Consider the following 16,714-nt stretch of genomic DNA (forward strand, 5'->3'; position numbering starts at 1 on the left):
TTCGGCAACGAAACGAACTTCGTTCTCGGCGGGATGTTGTTCGAGGATGTCGGCGTCACCGCATATGCCGGGGCGGCGACGGTTCTGAAAAACAAGGACTTCCTCGCCGCCGCCGCAGGCATCTTGGCGGTCGAGGCCTACCACATGGGAATGGCGCGATCGACGCTATACCGGAAGNGAGAGGAAGCCTGGAAGGTCGCCAACGCCGTNTCCGANGCCCGCGACAAGATCGACGGATCGGAAGACAAGGACCAGGGAATCCAGGTGGATGGAAAAGCCAACATCGTTCCTTCGACGCCCGATGCGATCGCCTTCACCAGAACGCCACAGGAGGTGCTCCGGATCGTCTATCTCACCGACAAGGACGGAGTGAGCAAGGGCGGCTTCTATCCGGAAGGGATGAACGGCACGCTCAAGAGCACCTGAGCCGCTCGCGACGCAAATCGCCGGAAGAGGCGCAGCGGACCCGCACACTGATCGTGATCCCCTACGGGCTGCATGACGATGATTGACCCCGCCGCTGGAGTCCCCGGGCAGGATTGGATGACCGTCCGGTTTGGCTTCGAGCCGCGACCTTCTCGGCGTAAACGGGAACGTCCGTTCCTGGCGCAAAGCGGTCGTAGATCACCGCACCTAGCAAGAAATCTCAGACACGCCCAAAACCAAATCTATCCCTCTTGCCATCCCCGCATCCTTCCCCTAATCTCCTCTGAGAAAACCTTTTCCCAAATCGCCTCGCCCTCGCTGACCTCACCAGTCGGCACTTCGCAAGATGATAAGAGAAAACCTTTTCTCAACTAAGGAATTCACTGCGCACCATGGCATCCGACGCCCAGCCAGTCTTCACCAAGCCCGTCACCCTGCGTGAGGTGGCCGCCATCGCCGGTGTCAGTGTCGCCACCGCCTCAAAAGCGCTCAACGGGCAGGGGCGGATGACCGCCGAGACGCGCGAGCGTATTCGCGAGACGGCGCAGCGGCTCGGCTTTCGCCCGAACAGCCTGGCGCAGAGCCTGTTGCGCCGGCGCTCCTTTACCGTCGGCCTGTTGACCAACGACACCTATGGCCGCTTTTCGCTGCCGGTCATGTCGGGCATTTCGGATGCGCTGGTCGACAAGGGCGTCTCGGTGTTTTTGTGCAATGTCGAGGACGACCAGCGCCTCGGCCAGCTGCATGTCGATGCCATGCTCGACAAGCGCGTCGACGGCATCATCGCCACCGGCAAGCGCATCGATCGTCATCTGCCCGTCGATCTGTCCAATCTCGGCATTCCCGTGATCTACGCCTTCACCCAGCCCGATCCCGGCGCCATCGCGTTTGTCTCTGATGATGCCGGCGGCGCGCGCCTGGCGGTCGAGCATTTTTGCCGGCTTGGCCGGCGCCGCATCGCCCATGTCAGCGGGCCGGCGAGTTTTGCGGTGGTGCACGCGCGGGCACACGCCTATCGTGACCTGCTGACCGAGAAAGGCTTGCCGGTCATGGAACCATTGCTCGGATCGTGGTCGGAGGCGTGGGGGCACGAGGCGGTGAAGACGCTCTTTGACGGCAGGCTGTCGAAGCGAGGGGGCGAAAAGCCGGATGCCGTGTTTTGCGGCAACGACCAGATCGCGCGCGGCGTCATCGACGCGCTGCGCGAGCGCGGGCTTGCCGTGCCGGACGATGTCGGCGTCATCGGGTTCGACAACTGGCAGATCGTCGCCGAGGCAACCCGCCCGCCGCTGACCTCCGTCGACATGAACCTGGCGGCACTGGGGCGCGAGGCTGGCCTTACCTTGCTTTCGCTTGTCGGCGGCGAACCCGCCGAGCCGGGCATAAGAAAACTGCCGTGCCGGCTGGTGGTGCGTCAGTCATGCGGCCGTCCACTGGGCGGTTGAAGCAATGCATGTCGCCCAAAAGTGCGCAGCGGTTTGGGATCACGACATGCATCAAGGCAAAAGGTCGCGCGCGCCTGCAGGGCAGCGCTGCCGAATGAGGAGAAAGAAATGAGGAGGAGAACCATGAAAACTACGATTGCCGGGCTCGCTTTTGCCGCGAGCATTTTTTCCACGCTGGCAACAGTCGGTCCGGCCGCGACCGCCGAGACCGCCAACATCTGGGTTCGCGCCGACGGCTCGAACTTCATGCCGCGCATCGTCGATGCCTTCAACAAGGGGCATGAGAACCAGATCAAGCTGGACATCATCCCCAATGCCGAGATCATCCCGAAATATGGCGCTGCCGCCGCCGGCGGCACGGCGCCCGATGCGCTGTCGCTCGACCTGATCTACACGCCGTCCTTCGCTGCCGCCGGCCAACTGGAAGACATCACCGACTGGGCGAAATCGCTGCCCTATTTCAACAGCCTGTCGCCGGCGCACGTCAAGACCGGCACCTACAAGGACCGCATCTACGGGCTGCCGTTCTCCGCCGATAGCTCGGTGCTGATCTGGAACAAAAAACTGTTCAAGCAGGCCGGCCTCGACCCCGAAAAGGGGCCGACCAACTGGGCCGAGATCGAGGCCTATGCCGAAAAGGTCAACGCGCTTGGCGGCGATATCAAAGGCTTCTATTTCTCCGGCAATTGCGGCGGCTGCAACATCTTCACCTTCACGCCGCTGATCTGGGCCTCGGGCGGCGACATCCTCACCGAGGACGGCTCGAAGGCGACGCTCGACAGCCCGCAGCTGCGCGGCGCCATCGATCTTTACCGATCGATGGTCAAGAAGGACCTGGTGCCGGCGGGCGCGCAGACCGATACCGGCTCCAACTTCTTTGCCGCGTTTGCCGCCGGCAATATCGGCATCTCGCCGTCCGGCGCCTTCGCCATCGGCGCGCTGAACACGCAATACCCAGACATCGACTACGGCGTCACCTTCCTGCCGGGCAAGGATGGCGGCTGGTCGTCCTTTGCCGGCGGCGACAATTTCGTCGTCACCAAGGGCACCACGAAAATCGCGGTGGTGAAGGAATTCCTCGATTTCGCCTATTCGCTCGAGGGCCAGACCATCCTGGCGAAATACGGCAGCCTGCCGGTGCGCGGCGATATCGCCAATGAGGCGTTGAAGGACCTGGACCCGCGCTACAAGATCGCCGCAGAGGCCATGGCCAAGGGCCGCACGCCCTATTCGGTGGTGTTCAACGATCTGATCAACTCCGCCAACGGTCCGTGGAACCAGATGGTCAACGAGGTCTTCTTCGGCGAGGACGTCAATGGCGCCATCGCCAACGCGCAGGAAACCATGCAGTCGATCATCGATTCGGCGCCGCAGCAGTAAGGCGCCGGCTCTACCTCCCCCTCGAGGGGAGTCGGACCGCAGGTCCGGGTGGGGTCGTCTCGGAAGTGCTCGACGTTCTTTTCCGTTGGCGCGCGTCAGAGACGACCCCACCCCCGGCCTTCGGCCGGACCCTCCCCTCAAGGGAGGGGGACGTAGCGCTAACGAGAGAGCAGGCATGACCTCCATCGCAGCCATCTCCACCCCAGCCCGCCCCAGAAAGCTCGTCGGCGCCGGCCGCCGGCAGTGGATCGGCCTGCTCTATGTCGCGCCGGCCGTCGCGCTGGTCGTCGTCTTCTTCATCATTCCGCTTTGCATGACGGCGTGGATGTCGCTGCACAACTGGCCGCTGATGGGCGCGCACTCGTTCATTGGCCTCGACAATTACTGGGCGATCCTGCGCGATACCAGGTTCTGGAACGCGCTCAAATTCACCGGCTACTATACGGTGATCGTCACCATCGCGATCTTCGTCGTCGCCTTTCCGCTGGCACTGTTCATCGAAAGGCCGCGGCCGCTGACCGGCTTCTACCGGACGTCGTTCTTCATGCCGGCCGTCATCGGTTTTGCCTCGGCCAGCCTGCTGTGGTCGTGGCTGCTCAATGTCGATTCCGGCCTGTTCAGCCCGGCCGCCTTCGAGCTCGGCCTGACCGAGAAGAAGGTCAACCTGCTGGCGACGTTCCAGCCGGCGTTCTGGTCGATCATCGCCATGGTCGTCTGGAAGGTGGCGGGTTTTACCATGATCATCCTGATGACCGGCCTGCAATCGATCCCGCCGGATCTGCAGGAGGCGGCGATGATCGACGGGGCAGGGCCGCTGGCGCGGTTTCGCGCCATCACCCTGCCGCTGATGCGCCGCACGCTGGCGCTGGCGCTGATCCTGTCGGTTGCCGGCTCCGTGCTCGCCTTCGACCAGTTCTACATCATCCTGCGCGGCGGACCGCGCAACCAGACGCTGACCGCCGTCTACTGGATTTTCAACCAGTCGTTCGTGTCGTTCAAGCTCGGCTACGGCGCCGCCCTGTCGATGGTCCTGCTGGTCATCCTGGTCGCGCTCAGCCTGATCCAACTGCGGCTGCTGCGCCAACCGGAGGGCGTTGACTGATGGCGCAGGCAAGGAGCCGCAAACGCCGCATCGGCATGCAGATCGCCGAGCACGCGACGGGCATCGTCGCCTCGCTGCTGTTCCTGGCGCCGATCGTCTGGACCGTGCTTTCGGCGTTCAAGCCGGCGCAGGAATCGCGCCAGCCGCCGCTGCCGCCCTGGCCGACGACCGGTTTTTCGGTCGAGAACTACGCCACGCTCAACACCTTCGGCGACGGTCTCTGGCTGCCGGCGCAAAACAGCATCTATGTCTCCGTCATGACGGTGGTGCTGTCGGTGATCGTCAGCGTGCTGGCCGGCTACGGCTTCTCGCGCTTCCGCTTTCCGCTGAAGAACCTGCTCTTCGTCCTCATCCTGTCGACGATCATGATCCCGTTCCAGTCGATCCTGACGCCGATCTTCCTGGTGCTGACCAAGATCGGCCTGCACAACACGCTGACCGGGCTGGTTTGCGTCTATGTCACGCTGCAGCTGCCGTTCTCGATCTTCATGATGCGCAACGCCTTCGACGCGGTGCCGCGCGAGATCGAGGAGGCGGCGCGCATGGACGGCGCCAACAACGTCACCATGCTGCTGCGGGTGATGCTGCCGCTGGTTTGGCCGGGCATCGTCACCATCGCGCTGTTCGCGTTCCTCGGCGCCTGGAACGAGTTTCTGGCGGCGCTGGTGCTGATGACCGACCAGTCCAAATTCACGCTGCCGATCATGATGACGGCGCTGCAGTCGGGCCGCTTCGGCGCCATCGACTGGGGCGCGGTGCAGGCCGGGGTCACCGTGATGATGGTGCCATGCCTGGTGCTGTTCCTGCTGCTGCAGCGCTTCTACATCCGCGGCCTCATGGCAGGGGCCGTGAAGTGACCAATCGAACCGAACCGGAGTAAATTGATGACCGCATCGCAATCCGCCAAGCCGGCTGCCGAGCTGGACCAAACCGGCAAGTCGGACAGGCCAAAACGCGCCTTCCGCCCGCTGCCAGTGCCGCAGGTCGATGTGCGCGGCTTCTGGGGCGACCGTGCCGATGCCGTCGCCACCAGGACCGCCAGCATCCTCTATGACCGCTGCGTCGAGGCGCGCATGCTCGAGCAGATCGATCCGGATCGGCCATCTCCGGGCGTCGTCATTCCGTTCCACTCACCTTCGCCGGACGAAGCAGCCACCGCCGGCAACGAGTTCACCGGATCGACGGTGACGACCCAGATGTTCTGGGACTCTGACTGGGGCAAGACCATCGAGACCGCCGCCTACTCGCTGTACCGCCGCCGCAACGAAGCGCTGGAGAAGAAGATCGACGCCGTCATCGACATGTACGGCAGACTGCAGCAGCCGGACGGTTATCTGTCGAGCTGGTACCAGCGCATCCAGCCCGGCCTGCGCTGGACCAATCTGCGCGATTGCCACGAGCTCTATTGCGCCGGCCATCTGATCGAGGGCGCGGTCGCGTACTACCAGGCGACGGGAAAACGCAAGCTGCTCGACATCATGTGCCGCTATGCCGACCATATTGCCGAGACCTTCGGCCCCGAGCCCGGCAAGAAGAAAGGCTATTGCGGCCATGAGGAGATCGAGCTGGCACTGGTCAAGCTCGCGCGGGTCACCGGCGAGCAGAAGTACATGGACCTGGCAAGATACTTCATCGACCAGCGCGGCCAGCTGCCGCATTATTTCGACGAGGAGGCGCGTGCCCGCGGCGCCGACCCAAAAGCCTATCATTTCAAGACCTACGAATACAGCCAATCGCACAAGCCGGTGCGCGAGCAGGACAAGGTGGTCGGCCATGCGGTGCGGGCGATGTATCTCTATTCCGGCATGGCCGATATTGCCACCGAATATGGCGACGACACGCTGCGGCTGGCGCTCGACCGGCTGTGGGACGACCTCACCACCAAGAACCTCTACATCACCGGCGGCCTCGGGCCGTCGTCGCACAATGAGGGCTTTACATCAGACTACGACCTGCCCAACGAAACCGCCTATGCCGAGACCTGCGCTTCGGTCGGATTGGTGTTCTGGGCGAGCCGCATGCTCGGCATGGGCCCCAATGCGCGTTACGCCGACATGATGGAGCGGGCGCTCTACAACGGCTCGATTTCGGGCCTGTCGCTCGACGGCTCGCTGTTCTTCTATGAAAATCCGCTGGAAAGCCGGGGCAAGCACAACCGCTGGAAATGGCATCGCTGCCCGTGCTGCCCACCCAATATCGGCCGCATGGTCGCCTCGATCGGCAGTTATTTCTACGGCCTGTCCGACGATGCCTTCGCCGTCCATCTCTATGGAAACAGCACGGCTCGTTTCGATATCGCAGGAACGCAAATGGAGCTGCGCCAGACCAGCAACTATCCATGGGACGGCGCGGTCTCGATCACGATCGAGCCCGAGGCGCCGACGACATTTACCTTGCACCTGCGCCTGCCGGCCTGGTGCCGCAAGGCGGCGCTCAAGGTGAACGGGGAGGCGGTCGATCTGCAGGCGGTCACCAGCGACGGCTATGCCGCGATCCGGCGCGAATGGCGCAAGGGCGACCAGGTCGAGCTCGACCTCGAAATGGCCATCGACCGGCTCTATGCCAACCCGCAGGTGCGGCAGGATATCGGCCGCGTCGCGCTTGCCCGCGGCCCGCTGATCTATTGCGTCGAGGAGACCGACAATGCCGGCCAGCTGCACCGCATCGCCTTGCCGCCGACAGCCGAGATCGAGGCGCATCAGCAGCCGAACCTTTTGGGCGGCGTCGTGACGCTTTCGGCTGTTGCCAGGAAAGAGGCGTTTGAAGACTGGGACAACGGCCTCTACCGCACCGAACCGCCGGCGGTTGAAGAAGCAAAAATCACCGCCGTGCCGTATTTTGCCTGGGACAACCGCGATCCCGGCGAGATGCTGGTCTGGCTGAGAGACTCGTGATCCGTGGACGAAGATGATGCCGCCGACGACAGGGATGTCTTGAATTTGCCCCGCCGGCGCTAATTTAGAGGGGAGAGTGGCGCTAGCCACTCGAATGGGTGGAGGCAGAGTTGGCGCTCGAAGATGTCGCGCGTCCGAGCGCTGGTGCTCGCGCCATGGTCATGACCGTCGCGGCGGTGCCGTTGCTGTTCGTGATCGGTGGACTGGCCATCCGCTATGCGGCTTTTGCTTCGGTGTCGGAGGAAACAGGTTTCGCGGCTTATGCCCGTGCGCTGTGCCGGTGGGATTGCGCCTGGTACGTTGGCATCAGCGAACAGGGCTATGAGCGCTTTCCCATTCCAAACCACAGCAATGTCGGTCGCTGGGGCTTCTTCCCGCTCTATCCGATGCTGGTGGCGGCGATCCGGTTTGTTTTCCCATACCCTACGATACTGATCGCGACGGTCACCTCGATTGCGTGCAGCTACGCCGCCTGTCTGGTGGCGTGGCCGCTGCTCGAGAACAACATGCGGGCCTATGTGCTGTATTGCGCGTTTCTGCTCAGCGGCCCGTTCTCGTTCCACTTCACGACCTTCCTGAGCGAACCGCTTTTCGTGCTGCTGACCTCGTGCGTTTTTCTGGCGCTCAAGCGCTCCAGCTATCTCGCCGCGGGCGTTTCATCCGCGCTGCTGTCGGCGACCAGGCTGGTCGGAGTCTTCGTCGTCTTTGCAACCGTCATTCAAATGTTCAGCGAGCACCGCGAGCAGGGCGGATCGGCGCCGTCTTTCCCGCGCTGGGTACTTGGCCGACCGGATCTGCTGGTCGCTGTCCTCATCTCGCCTGCCGGTTTGTTCGCTTACATCCTGTTCCTGTACCTCACCGTCGGAGACGGCTTTGCATTCCTGCACATCCAGCGCGCGTTCGGACGGGTGGCGGGCAATCCGCTGGTCTTTCTATGGGACGGGCTCTCAGCTGTTCCGACCACCGGATGGCTGCCCACGGCGCCGCAATGGAGCGCGCTCGCCGCGATCGCCGGACTGGCGCTGTCGGCCGTCCTGGCGGTACGCAGGCAATATGGCGCGGCACTCTTCTGCGCGCTCTGCATCATCCTGCCGCTGATCACCAACCTGGCCTCGATGGTCAGATATGTCATTGGGCTTGCGCCCCTGACAATGTTGCTCGCCGTCCTGTTGTCGGCGTCGAAGCTGATTTGGCTCGGGGCTTTGGTTCTCCTCCTTGGCGCCTGCTATTTGATGACTGTGGCGTGGATCGGAGGCTACCTTGCCCTGGTCTGACGTTCCGGACCCGTATCGGCGCGCTGCCTGGCTCGGTGGCTACGCGCTCGCGGCGGTTCTGGCTGGGTCCGAGACCGTCATCCTTGCGCTTGCTCTCAATCCGAACGTCAACGCCGATTACCGCGCCTTTTACATCGATCAGACGACGACCTGCCTCAATCGCGATGCGACCGGCAGCTACACACTTGGCCAGACGGTGTCGTTCCGGAGCGACGGCGCCAAACGGGCAGCCAGCATAAAGGTCTGCGGCTGGTCGGGGTCGGCAGGCGACGGCACCCATTCGCTAGGCGAGACCTCGCGGCTTCGCGTGAAGATACCGCCGCTCCGCGACAGCCTGATGGCCACGCTGCAAATGGCGGCCGTCATTCGTCCACCGCAGATCACGCAAAGGGTGGTGATCTCGGTGAACGGTGTTCGGGTGCATGCGGAGACGCTGTCTGGCAAAGAACCACGAACGGTCTCGTTCGTCGTTCCACCGGCGGCTCTCGGCAAGGCCGATACACTCGAAATCGTCTTCGACTATCTCGACGGCATTCCGCCGACTCCGGCCGCCAGCAACATCTACAAGCGCTCCATCAAGCTGGTGTCGTTGCGGCTGGATGCCATTTGATCACGCTCAACGACCTGCAGTTCATGCGTATCATGACGCGCGAGCATTGCCGTGCGCTGGCGACCAGTACAGGGCCGCACGGTACCCAATTGCGCCCTGAGCGCGCTTTAGCGAAAGGTCTCCGGCCCGGGGCGCGCCATGGCCTGCTCGCGCGGCGTTTTGTCTGCGGCCGCCATGATCAAGCTGGCGAAGCGCGTGAGATCCACATTGCCGCCACTGACGATGACACCGATGCGCTGGCCGCGCAGGCTTTCCCATTCACTGCGAACCGCCGCCGCTGCAAGGCAACCGGTGGGTTCGACCACGATTTTCATGCGCTCGGCGAAAAAATGCATCATTTCGATGAGCGCGTCGTCACTGACCGTGGTGATAGCGGCAACCTTGTCGCGGATGACAGGAAAATTATGCGCGCCCAGATGGGTGACGACCGCGCCATCGGCGATGGATTTCGGCACTTCGATGGTGACGACCTCACCCCGCGCGAGGGATTGCTGACCATCATTGCCGGCCTCCGGTTCAACCCCGACGACCCTGCAGGCGGGCGCACATTCCGCTGCCGCCAGTGCGGCGCCGGCGAGCAGGCCGCCACCGCCAAGGCAGACATAAAGGGCATCGAGAGAGCCGGCCTCCTGGATAAGTTCAAGTGTCGCCGTGCCTTGCCCGGCAATCACATCGGGGTGGTCATAGGGTGGTATGAGGGCGGCTCCCCGCTCGGCGGCGATCCTGCTGCCAATCTCTTCGCGGTTCTCGCTGTAGCGGTCGTAGAATATCACTTCTGCGCCATAGCCGCGGGTGGCACGCACCTTCAGCTCGGGCGCATCCCTGGGCATGATGATCGCTGCCTTCACGCCCTTGATCGCGGCCGCATAGGCCAGCGCCTGCGCATGATTGCCCGAAGAATAGGCCACCACTCCGCGCGCCCGCGCCGAAATATCCAAGGCCAGAAGCGCGTTCATGGCGCCGCGGAACTTGAACGCGCCGCCACGCTGGAAGTTCTCGCACTTGAAGAACACCTCGGCGCCGGTCAGCTCGTTGAAGGTGCGCGAGGTCAGCACCGGCGTCCGGTGGGCCAATCCGGCGAGGCGCGCCGCGGCGGTCAGAACATCGTCGAATGTCGGGATATTGAGGGGCATTGCGGGTCGCCTTCTACACTTCGCCGATAGTGGGCTGGTCCGATGGTGGGCTGGCCGATGGCGGGCTGGCCGACGGCGGGCTGTGTCTGCGAGGATATGTGTTTGCGCGAACCGGCGATCGCATTCGATGGGAAGCTCGGCGCAACATTCGCCCGAATGACGGGCGACAAACCGTAGGAAATGCCGCTCGTTGGCCAACACCGCTGTCTTCCCCTGAGAACCGCTGGCTAGAATGAGGGAAAGCCGGGGAGATGTCATGTCCGTCACCGCAGACGAGTCGCAGCTGGTGCTGCTTGCGGGCGATCAGGTCGCGCCGCTGTTGGAGCCGGATGCCGTCCTCGATGCCGTGCGGCGGTCCTTCGAGCTTCACAGTGCGCGCGAAGGCAGGGTCTTTCCGCTTGTGCGCGAGAAGCTGCATACCGGCGGCATTTTCGGTATCAAGTCGGGCGACGTGCCGAAAGCCGATCTTCTGGGCTTCAAGGCAGCGGGCTTCTGGCCAGCCAACCGCGAGGTCGGCAAGGAGCCGCATCAGGCGACCATCGTGCTCTTCGACCCGCATACCGGGCGTCCCTTGTGCATCATCGACGGGAACGCCATCACCACCTTGCGCACAGGGGCGGCTGGCGCCATTGGCCTGACCCTGCTGGCCCGCCCCGAAAGCCGGTCGATCTGCGTTTTCGGCACCGGCACCCAGGGCCGGATCCAGCTGAGCCTGGCACTGCGTGCCATGCCTGGGCTTGACACCATCCAATACCTGACGGCGGACGGCCGCCCCGACGCGGCGTTCGAGGCGGCATTCGAGGATTTCGCGCCGGCCCATTCGAACCAAGCCGCCAAAGCTATCGGCTCGAGCGATATCATTATCACCGCGACCCCTGGCAGCGGGCCGCTGTTTCCACCAGAAGCGGTGCGGCCCGGCACGCACATCAACGCCGTGGGTGCCGATACGCAAGGCAAGCGAGAACTGCCCGACGGCCTGCTTCGCCGGGTACGGCTCTTTGCCGACGACTGCGAGCAATCGGCCGCTGTCGGCGAAGGCCAGTGGGACACCGGCTGCCGGGCGACCGAAATCGGCGATCTTCTGACCGGAAAAATTCCGTTCACGCGCGATGCCGCCGACATCACAGTCTTCGATATGACCGGGCTCGCGCTGCAGGATCTGACGGTCGCGGAAATGCTCTGGCGACAGGCCAGGAGCAGGGGCACAGGGACGCGTGTGCCATGGCGCTGGTAGGCTGGGCCGAAGTGACCGACGACGGAGCAAAGCTCGAGACCGGACCCGGTGATGCGATCTTCGTTGCGCACGGAACAGTCAATCAGCTCGCGCTGAAGGATCCACTCAAGAAGATCTTTGTCATCGCTGAAAACTGACCACAGCTTCCGTCCCGTCGAAAGGAACGAACTGCCACGCCGGATGGCGGACATGCGCCGTGGGCGTGGTGAAGCTGTGTGCCTGAAGTGAGCCTGTATGTATTGGATGCCGGAAGAGGGTGCGGCGGCGACCGCATCGGCCAGAGTGGTCACCAAACGGTCCGGATCGCACTTGAGCCCGTAGGTAACGATCGCTCAGCGCCCTTTGCTGTCGCCAGCGGTCACTCGCGTCAGAAGGCGCCGACTTCAATTTTCGATCTGTCCGTGAAGCGTGACAGGCGGAATGGCGTCGGATCGACGCTTGCCGCGTCACCGGTGACCAGATCTGCCGCCAGATGGCCAATGCCAGGGCCGGCGCCGAAGCCGTGTCCGGAACAGCCTGCGGCGACGAACGCTCCGCCGATGCTGTCCACCGCCGAAATCACCGGTACTGCGTCCGGTGTGAAGTCGATATACCCGCCCCAGGAAGACACGATGCCGGCATCGGCAACGGCGGGGAACAGGGCCTTTATCTGCGTCATGATGCTTGCCGCCATTCGCTTGTCCGGAGCGGGATCGAGGACGCGGATGCGCTCAAAGGGGGTCGGCCTGTCGAGATGCCAGCGACCGAGTGTTTCCGGGCCTGCGAAGAACGAGCGACTTACGCCGATCTCGACGGCCTTCAGCCGTTTGATGAACATCGGCAGAAACGGGCGGGCATAGCGGATCCCCTGCGGCGTGATCTCGAGCGTCGCCCTGCCGCTGGCGGCTATCGTGTAGCTGCCGTCGATCCGGCGCGTCAGGGCACCGTCAGAGGTAAAGATTGCCCCGCCAAGATCCGGTGCAGGACCGGTCCGCAAGGTGGTCTGACGGACGCTGGCCTGCGGCAGCGAAACCGCATGCATGCGCAGGAAAGCAGAAGCCCAGGCGCCGGCGGCACATAGCACCGCGCTGGTGCGGATCAGGCCTTTCTCGGTGACGACGCCGCTCACTTGCCCATTGGTGATCTCCAGGCCGCGTGCCGCGCAGTTCTGATGAATGGTCGCGCCACGCTTGCGGGCGCCCTCGGCGATCCGCGGGGCGGCCAGCCAGGGCTCGGCCTTGCCATCGTCTGCCGCGTGGACACCGCCCAGCCATTTGCGGCCGCCAGCCGCAGGAACGGCGGCAGTGGCCTCCTCGGCCGTAAGCATCCGCGTCTTGACGTCGAACCGCCGCGCAACCGCGCGCCACTTGTCCCATTCGGCGAGCTGCTTTGGATCGTCCGTCGCATAGATGAGCCCGCAACGGCGGAAGCCAAGGTCGTGCCCGATCTCTTCGGTCAGCTCTTGCCACAGCCGCAGCGCCAGATTGGCAAGCGGCAATTCACGTGCATCGCGGTTCTGCCGGCGGCACCAGCCCCAGTTCCGGCTCGACTGTTCGCAGCCGACATAGCCCTTTTCGATCAGCGCCACCGACAGGCCGCGCCGCGCCAGGGAATAGGCCGCGCTGGCGCCGACAATCCCGCCGCCGATCACCACGACGTCCGCTGACTTGGGCAGCGTTTCATCGCTGTTGATGTGGTGGATTAAAGGGGACATGGCGGCCTCGGCAATCAACGACAGCTCGCAGTGTCGGCGACCGGCGCCGCAGAATGCACTGACTGCAGTGGCATTTTGGCATTCTGGCACCGAATATCGCCGGCATTCGGCAAGCGACGCGGAAGAGGCGGTTCTATCGTCCTGTCAGTCTTCCCACTCCAACAGTCCTGGTGCTCCATGAACACCCAGTCCATCACATTCGCGCCTTTTGAAGCGCACCATCTTGAGGAAGCGACGGCCCTGTCGCGAGCGGCCGGCTGGCCGCACCGGATGGAAGACTGGGCCATGATCTGGTCCGTGAGCGAAGGTCAGGTCGCGTTGGAAGCCGGCAGGGTGGTCGGAACCGCCTTCATGACGCCTTTCGGAAGAACCTGCGCAACGCTCAACACCATCATCGTCGATGAGGCAATGCGTGGTCGCGGGCTGGGACGGCGGCTGACCACCACCGCGCTCGAGCAGGCCGGTGACCGCGAGTGCCGCCTTACCGCCGACGGACTGCCTCTTTATGAGAAGCTGGGTTTTGTCGCGGCGCACGATGTTCGGCAGCACCAGGGCACCGTCGGGCAGGTCAGTGCGCCCCCGGCCGTGGAATGGATCGGGTCCGAGAACCTTCCGACACTCACCGCGCTCGATCGCGCCGCCTTCGGTGCGGATCGCGCCGCACTCATGAACGCCTTGGCGGGCGAGGGACTTTGCGGCCATCACCAACGAGGACGGCATCGCGGCCTTCGCAGCCGTGCGGGCATTTGGCAGGGGCGAGGTCGTCGGACCGGTCGTGGCGGAGGATCGCGATCAGGCGAGAGCCCTGATCGCCTTCATCCTCTCGGGAATGCAGGGCCGCTGCGTGCGCATCGACATCCCTGAAGACGCCGACCTTTCAACCTGGCTCGAAGGATTGGGGCTTGCCCATGTGGGCGGGCCGGTTGCCATGCTCCGGGGCGCAAGCAATATCCCGGGTTCCGCGAACGCACGCATCTTTGCCCTGGCCAGCCAGGCCCTCGGCTGAGCCCAACTCAGAAGGCCATGGATCAGGTGGAGCGGTCGCCGTGCTCGCCGGGTCCTCGCTGCGCAAAAACCCATCGGTCGAGCATGAGAAGATTGACCGCCGGAACAAGCAGGCATGTAACCAGAATGGCAATGATCGGCGGCAGGCCGAGTTTCGCCGTCAAAAGCGCCGGCGCCGCATAAGCCACGGCAAAGCCTGTCGCCGTCAGCAGGAGAAAACGCGCAGCTTCCGATCGATGCGATCCATTCGACATGAAGGTTACTGATTTATGGGCGAAATATGAAAACACGGCAGCCGCCGCGTAAGCCGCGAGCGACGCCTGGACCGGCGAAAGGCCGATCCATTTCGATTCGACCAAACCGATAGCCAGGGCAGCATACAGGATTGTCGCGGCGATGCCGACCAACCCGAAGCGCGCCAGCAGCTTCAGCCCGGCACCGGCAGTCGAACGGTCCTCAGACATGCGCGCTGCACGCATACTGGGCCCCGAGCGGCAGAGGCGCGAGCAGGCGCTCGAGTCGTCTGGCGAAGGACCTGGCCGACGGCAGCAGCAGGAAGTGCTCGGATCGGATATCCTGAAAACCCGTCTCCTGAAAAAGGGATCTTGCCTTGGCGGCGTTGAGCAGGACCGCGTCCTGGTCGAACGGACACCGCAACACCGCAAGACGCGTCAGCGGATTATGGGGGTTATGCTCGATGATGCAGGCGACGCCGCCCGGCCGCACGACGCGCCGCATTTCCCGGAAGAAATCGAGCCAGGAGGCGGGCGGAACGTGATGGACGACGCAACTGGCGAAAGCCAGATCGAAGGCGCCGTCGCCATAAGGCAGGCGCGGCGTCGTGCAGGCCCTGTAGGTCACACACGGATTGTCCTGACCGGCGCGCAGGATCGATTCTTCCGAGACGTCGCAGCCATCCAGGCTCTCGAACGCGCCTTCGAGATAAGGGTGGAGCGACCCGACGCCGCAGCCGATATCCAGCGCCCGCACCCCGCCCTGTCGAAGCCCACGCTCGACAACGAGACGCCGCAGCAGGTCGGCCTTGGCGATCAGAAAAAAGTCGTGCCCGAGTCCGGAAAACTGGATGGATCCTGCGACCGCCTCGCCATAGTTCGATTTATAGCTGTCGAAGAGTTCGGCCATCAGCCGAGGCTCCGTTCCTGGGTTTTCGAAACGGTCGACGGCTCTCACTGGCGGCACGCATCGCCTTGTCGAAGCCGGCGACCCGATCGATCACGTAAAGCGGACGGCGTTTCACCTCGGCGTGGATGCCGCCGACATAGAGCCCGACCACGCCGGTCATGAAAAGATTGATGCCGCAAAGCAGCGACACGATCACCACGGTGGATGTCCAGCCGGCAATGATGCCGGTTTCAAAAATCCAGGCGAAGATGGCGTAAATGCCGAACAACACCGCAAGCGCGGAGATCGCCAAGCCGCCCCACAGCGCCATGCGCAGCGGCTTCTCGGAGAAGCTTACGATGCCGTGAACGGCAAGGTGCATCATCTTCCAGAATGGGTATTTGGTCTGGCCAAGGGTCCGCGCCGGGCGTTCGAAAGGCACCGCTGTCTGCTTGAACCCCATCCAGGCGAACATGCCCCTGACGAAACGGTCGTGTTCGGGCATTTGCTTGAAGGTTTCCAGAGCCTTGCGCCCGACCAGGCGAAAATCACCGACGTCGCGGGGGATGTCGACCGACGTCATCTTCTCCAGCAGGCGGTAGAAGAGACTCGCCGTAATGCGCTTGAACCAGGATTCGCCCTCACGCTTGACACGGCGGGCATAGACGATCTCGAAGCCTTCCTTCCACTTCGCCACCAGATCGAGGACCACCTCCGGCGGGTCTTGCAGGTCGGCATCCATGACGATGACGGCATCACCCGCAGCCGCATCCATGCCGGCCGTGATCGCGACCTGATGGCCGAAATTGCGGGAAAGCTCGATCAGCCGGAAGCGCGGCTCGACGGCGACGACGTTGCGAAGGTATTCGACGCTCCCATCGAGGCTTCCATCATCGACGAAGATCGCCTCAGTCTCGCCGTCCAGCCGGCCGATCAGCGAACTGATCCGCTCGATCAGTCGCGGCAGCACCTGTTCTTCATTGTATATGGGAAGGACCAGCGAGTACCGCGGCGGCGACACGTTCACCGCAGTCCTGATGCTTTGGATCACAGGGTCTCGCATGCCGTTGAAAATGGAACGCAAGCTACAAAGTTCCAAGGACACACAAGAAATCGCTAAATTTAGCGGTTTCGAGCAGGTGCCGATCATACGTGGAAGGACAAAGGCGTTACCGCAGTCGAACGTCCACTTGTGGTCGGAGCACGGCGTCAATGGGCTATCGCCCAGTCCCAAACCGCCGCGAAGCAACCTTTGAGCACCCGCTTCGATCATGCCGCCCAAAACCGGGTGTCTGCTGGCCGATCTGCCCCCCTTGCCACTTCTACCATTGCACAAGCCACATCAGAACAATAGATGGTGCGGAGCGGCCGCCCCTTATGTCAGGCGGAAAAACAG

Annotated in this window: 15 protein-coding genes and 1 pseudogene; 11 read left to right on the forward strand and 5 right to left on the reverse strand. The window is 63.4% G+C overall.

From position 1 onward, the window contains the following. The 8 genes from M727_RS0118010 to M727_RS0118045 form a co-directional block, all read left to right on the forward strand. The coding region (locus M727_RS0118010) for a ferritin-like domain-containing protein (protein ID WP_027153850.1) at positions 1-426 on the forward strand (426 nt) is incomplete at its 5' end. A 392-nt stretch (positions 427-818) separates the two neighbouring features. After that, entirely contained in the window at positions 819-1,871 is a 1,053-nt protein-coding gene (locus tag M727_RS0118015) for a LacI family DNA-binding transcriptional regulator (RefSeq protein ID WP_027153851.1), read from the forward strand. A 123-nt stretch (positions 1,872-1,994) separates the two neighbouring features. Next, positions 1,995-3,251, forward strand: a complete 1,257-nt coding sequence (locus tag M727_RS0118020) for a sugar ABC transporter substrate-binding protein (RefSeq protein WP_027153852.1) — start codon at positions 1,995-1,997, stop codon at positions 3,249-3,251. 175 nt (positions 3,252-3,426) lie between these two features. Next, on the forward strand, positions 3,427-4,353 hold the full coding sequence (locus M727_RS0118025) for a sugar ABC transporter permease (RefSeq protein ID WP_027153853.1): 927 nt from the start codon (positions 3,427-3,429) through the stop codon (positions 4,351-4,353). Next, positions 4,353-5,210 carry a carbohydrate ABC transporter permease gene (locus M727_RS0118030; RefSeq protein ID WP_027153854.1) on the forward strand — a complete coding sequence of 286 codons (858 nt, stop codon included), beginning with the start codon at positions 4,353-4,355 and terminating at the stop codon, positions 5,208-5,210. The genes M727_RS0118025 and M727_RS0118030 overlap by 1 nt, the downstream gene beginning before the upstream one ends. Before the next feature lie 27 nt (positions 5,211-5,237). Continuing rightward, positions 5,238-7,247 carry a glycoside hydrolase family 127 protein gene (locus M727_RS0118035; RefSeq protein WP_027153855.1) on the forward strand — a complete coding sequence of 670 codons (2,010 nt, stop codon included), beginning with the start codon at positions 5,238-5,240 and terminating at the stop codon, positions 7,245-7,247. A 110-nt stretch (positions 7,248-7,357) separates the two neighbouring features. Continuing rightward, positions 7,358-8,521 carry a hypothetical protein gene (locus tag M727_RS0118040; protein ID WP_027153856.1) on the forward strand — a complete coding sequence of 388 codons (1,164 nt, stop codon included), beginning with the start codon at positions 7,358-7,360 and terminating at the stop codon, positions 8,519-8,521. Next, on the forward strand, positions 8,508-9,131 hold the full coding sequence (locus M727_RS0118045; RefSeq protein WP_027153857.1) for a hypothetical protein: 624 nt from the start codon (positions 8,508-8,510) through the stop codon (positions 9,129-9,131). Before M727_RS0118040 ends, M727_RS0118045 begins: the two co-directional genes overlap by 14 nt. 107 nt (positions 9,132-9,238) lie before the next feature. Here the strand turns inward: M727_RS0118045 and M727_RS36675 are convergent, their stop codons facing one another. Continuing rightward, positions 9,239-10,264, reverse strand: coding sequence for a threo-3-hydroxy-L-aspartate ammonia-lyase (locus tag M727_RS36675; protein WP_084646782.1), 1,026 nt, complete (start codon positions 10,262-10,264; stop codon positions 9,239-9,241). 256 nt (positions 10,265-10,520) lie between these two features. Here M727_RS36675 and M727_RS0118060 point away from each other — a divergent pair, with 256 nt between their 5' ends. Beyond that, entirely contained in the window at positions 10,521-11,498 is a 978-nt protein-coding gene (locus M727_RS0118060; RefSeq protein WP_027153858.1) for an ornithine cyclodeaminase family protein, read from the forward strand. Further along, positions 11,486-11,635: a hypothetical protein gene (locus M727_RS41540; RefSeq protein ID WP_156941551.1), complete on the forward strand. Its 150-nt coding sequence runs from the start codon at positions 11,486-11,488 to the stop codon at positions 11,633-11,635. Before M727_RS0118060 ends, M727_RS41540 begins: the two co-directional genes overlap by 13 nt. Positions 11,636-11,865: 230 nt before the next feature. Here M727_RS41540 and M727_RS0118070 read toward each other — a convergent pair whose 3' ends face one another. Then, the gene (locus M727_RS0118070; protein ID WP_027153859.1) at positions 11,866-13,191 is read right to left on the reverse strand and encodes an FAD-binding oxidoreductase; all 1,326 of its coding nucleotides are present in this window, start codon (positions 13,189-13,191) and stop codon (positions 11,866-11,868) included. Positions 13,192-13,368: 177 nt separating this feature from the next. Between M727_RS0118070 and M727_RS36680 the strand changes: the two are divergent. Beyond that, positions 13,369-14,197, forward strand: a pseudogene (locus M727_RS36680) (GNAT family N-acetyltransferase). A 22-nt stretch (positions 14,198-14,219) separates the two neighbouring features. Here M727_RS36680 and M727_RS0118080 read toward each other — a convergent pair. Genes M727_RS0118080 through M727_RS0118090 form a run of 3 tightly spaced genes read right to left on the reverse strand, consistent with a single transcriptional unit; the run spans position 14,220 to position 16,381 of the window. Next, positions 14,220-14,660, reverse strand: coding sequence for a GtrA family protein (locus M727_RS0118080; RefSeq protein WP_245268693.1), 441 nt, complete (start codon positions 14,658-14,660; stop codon positions 14,220-14,222). Further along, positions 14,653-15,339 carry a class I SAM-dependent methyltransferase gene (locus M727_RS0118085; RefSeq protein WP_027153860.1) on the reverse strand — a complete coding sequence of 229 codons (687 nt, stop codon included), beginning with the start codon at positions 15,337-15,339 and terminating at the stop codon, positions 14,653-14,655. The genes M727_RS0118080 and M727_RS0118085 overlap by 8 nt, the downstream gene beginning before the upstream one ends. Continuing rightward, a complete protein-coding gene (locus M727_RS0118090; RefSeq protein WP_156941554.1) occupies positions 15,314-16,381 on the reverse strand; it encodes a glycosyltransferase family 2 protein in 1,068 nt (355 codons plus the stop codon). The genes M727_RS0118085 and M727_RS0118090 overlap by 26 nt, the downstream gene beginning before the upstream one ends. Positions 16,382-16,714 lie beyond the last annotated feature (333 nt).

Origin of the sequence: Mesorhizobium sp. WSM2561, from assembly GCF_000513915.1 — a bacterium.
Lineage (GTDB): Bacteria > Pseudomonadota > Alphaproteobacteria > Rhizobiales > Rhizobiaceae > Mesorhizobium > Mesorhizobium muleiense.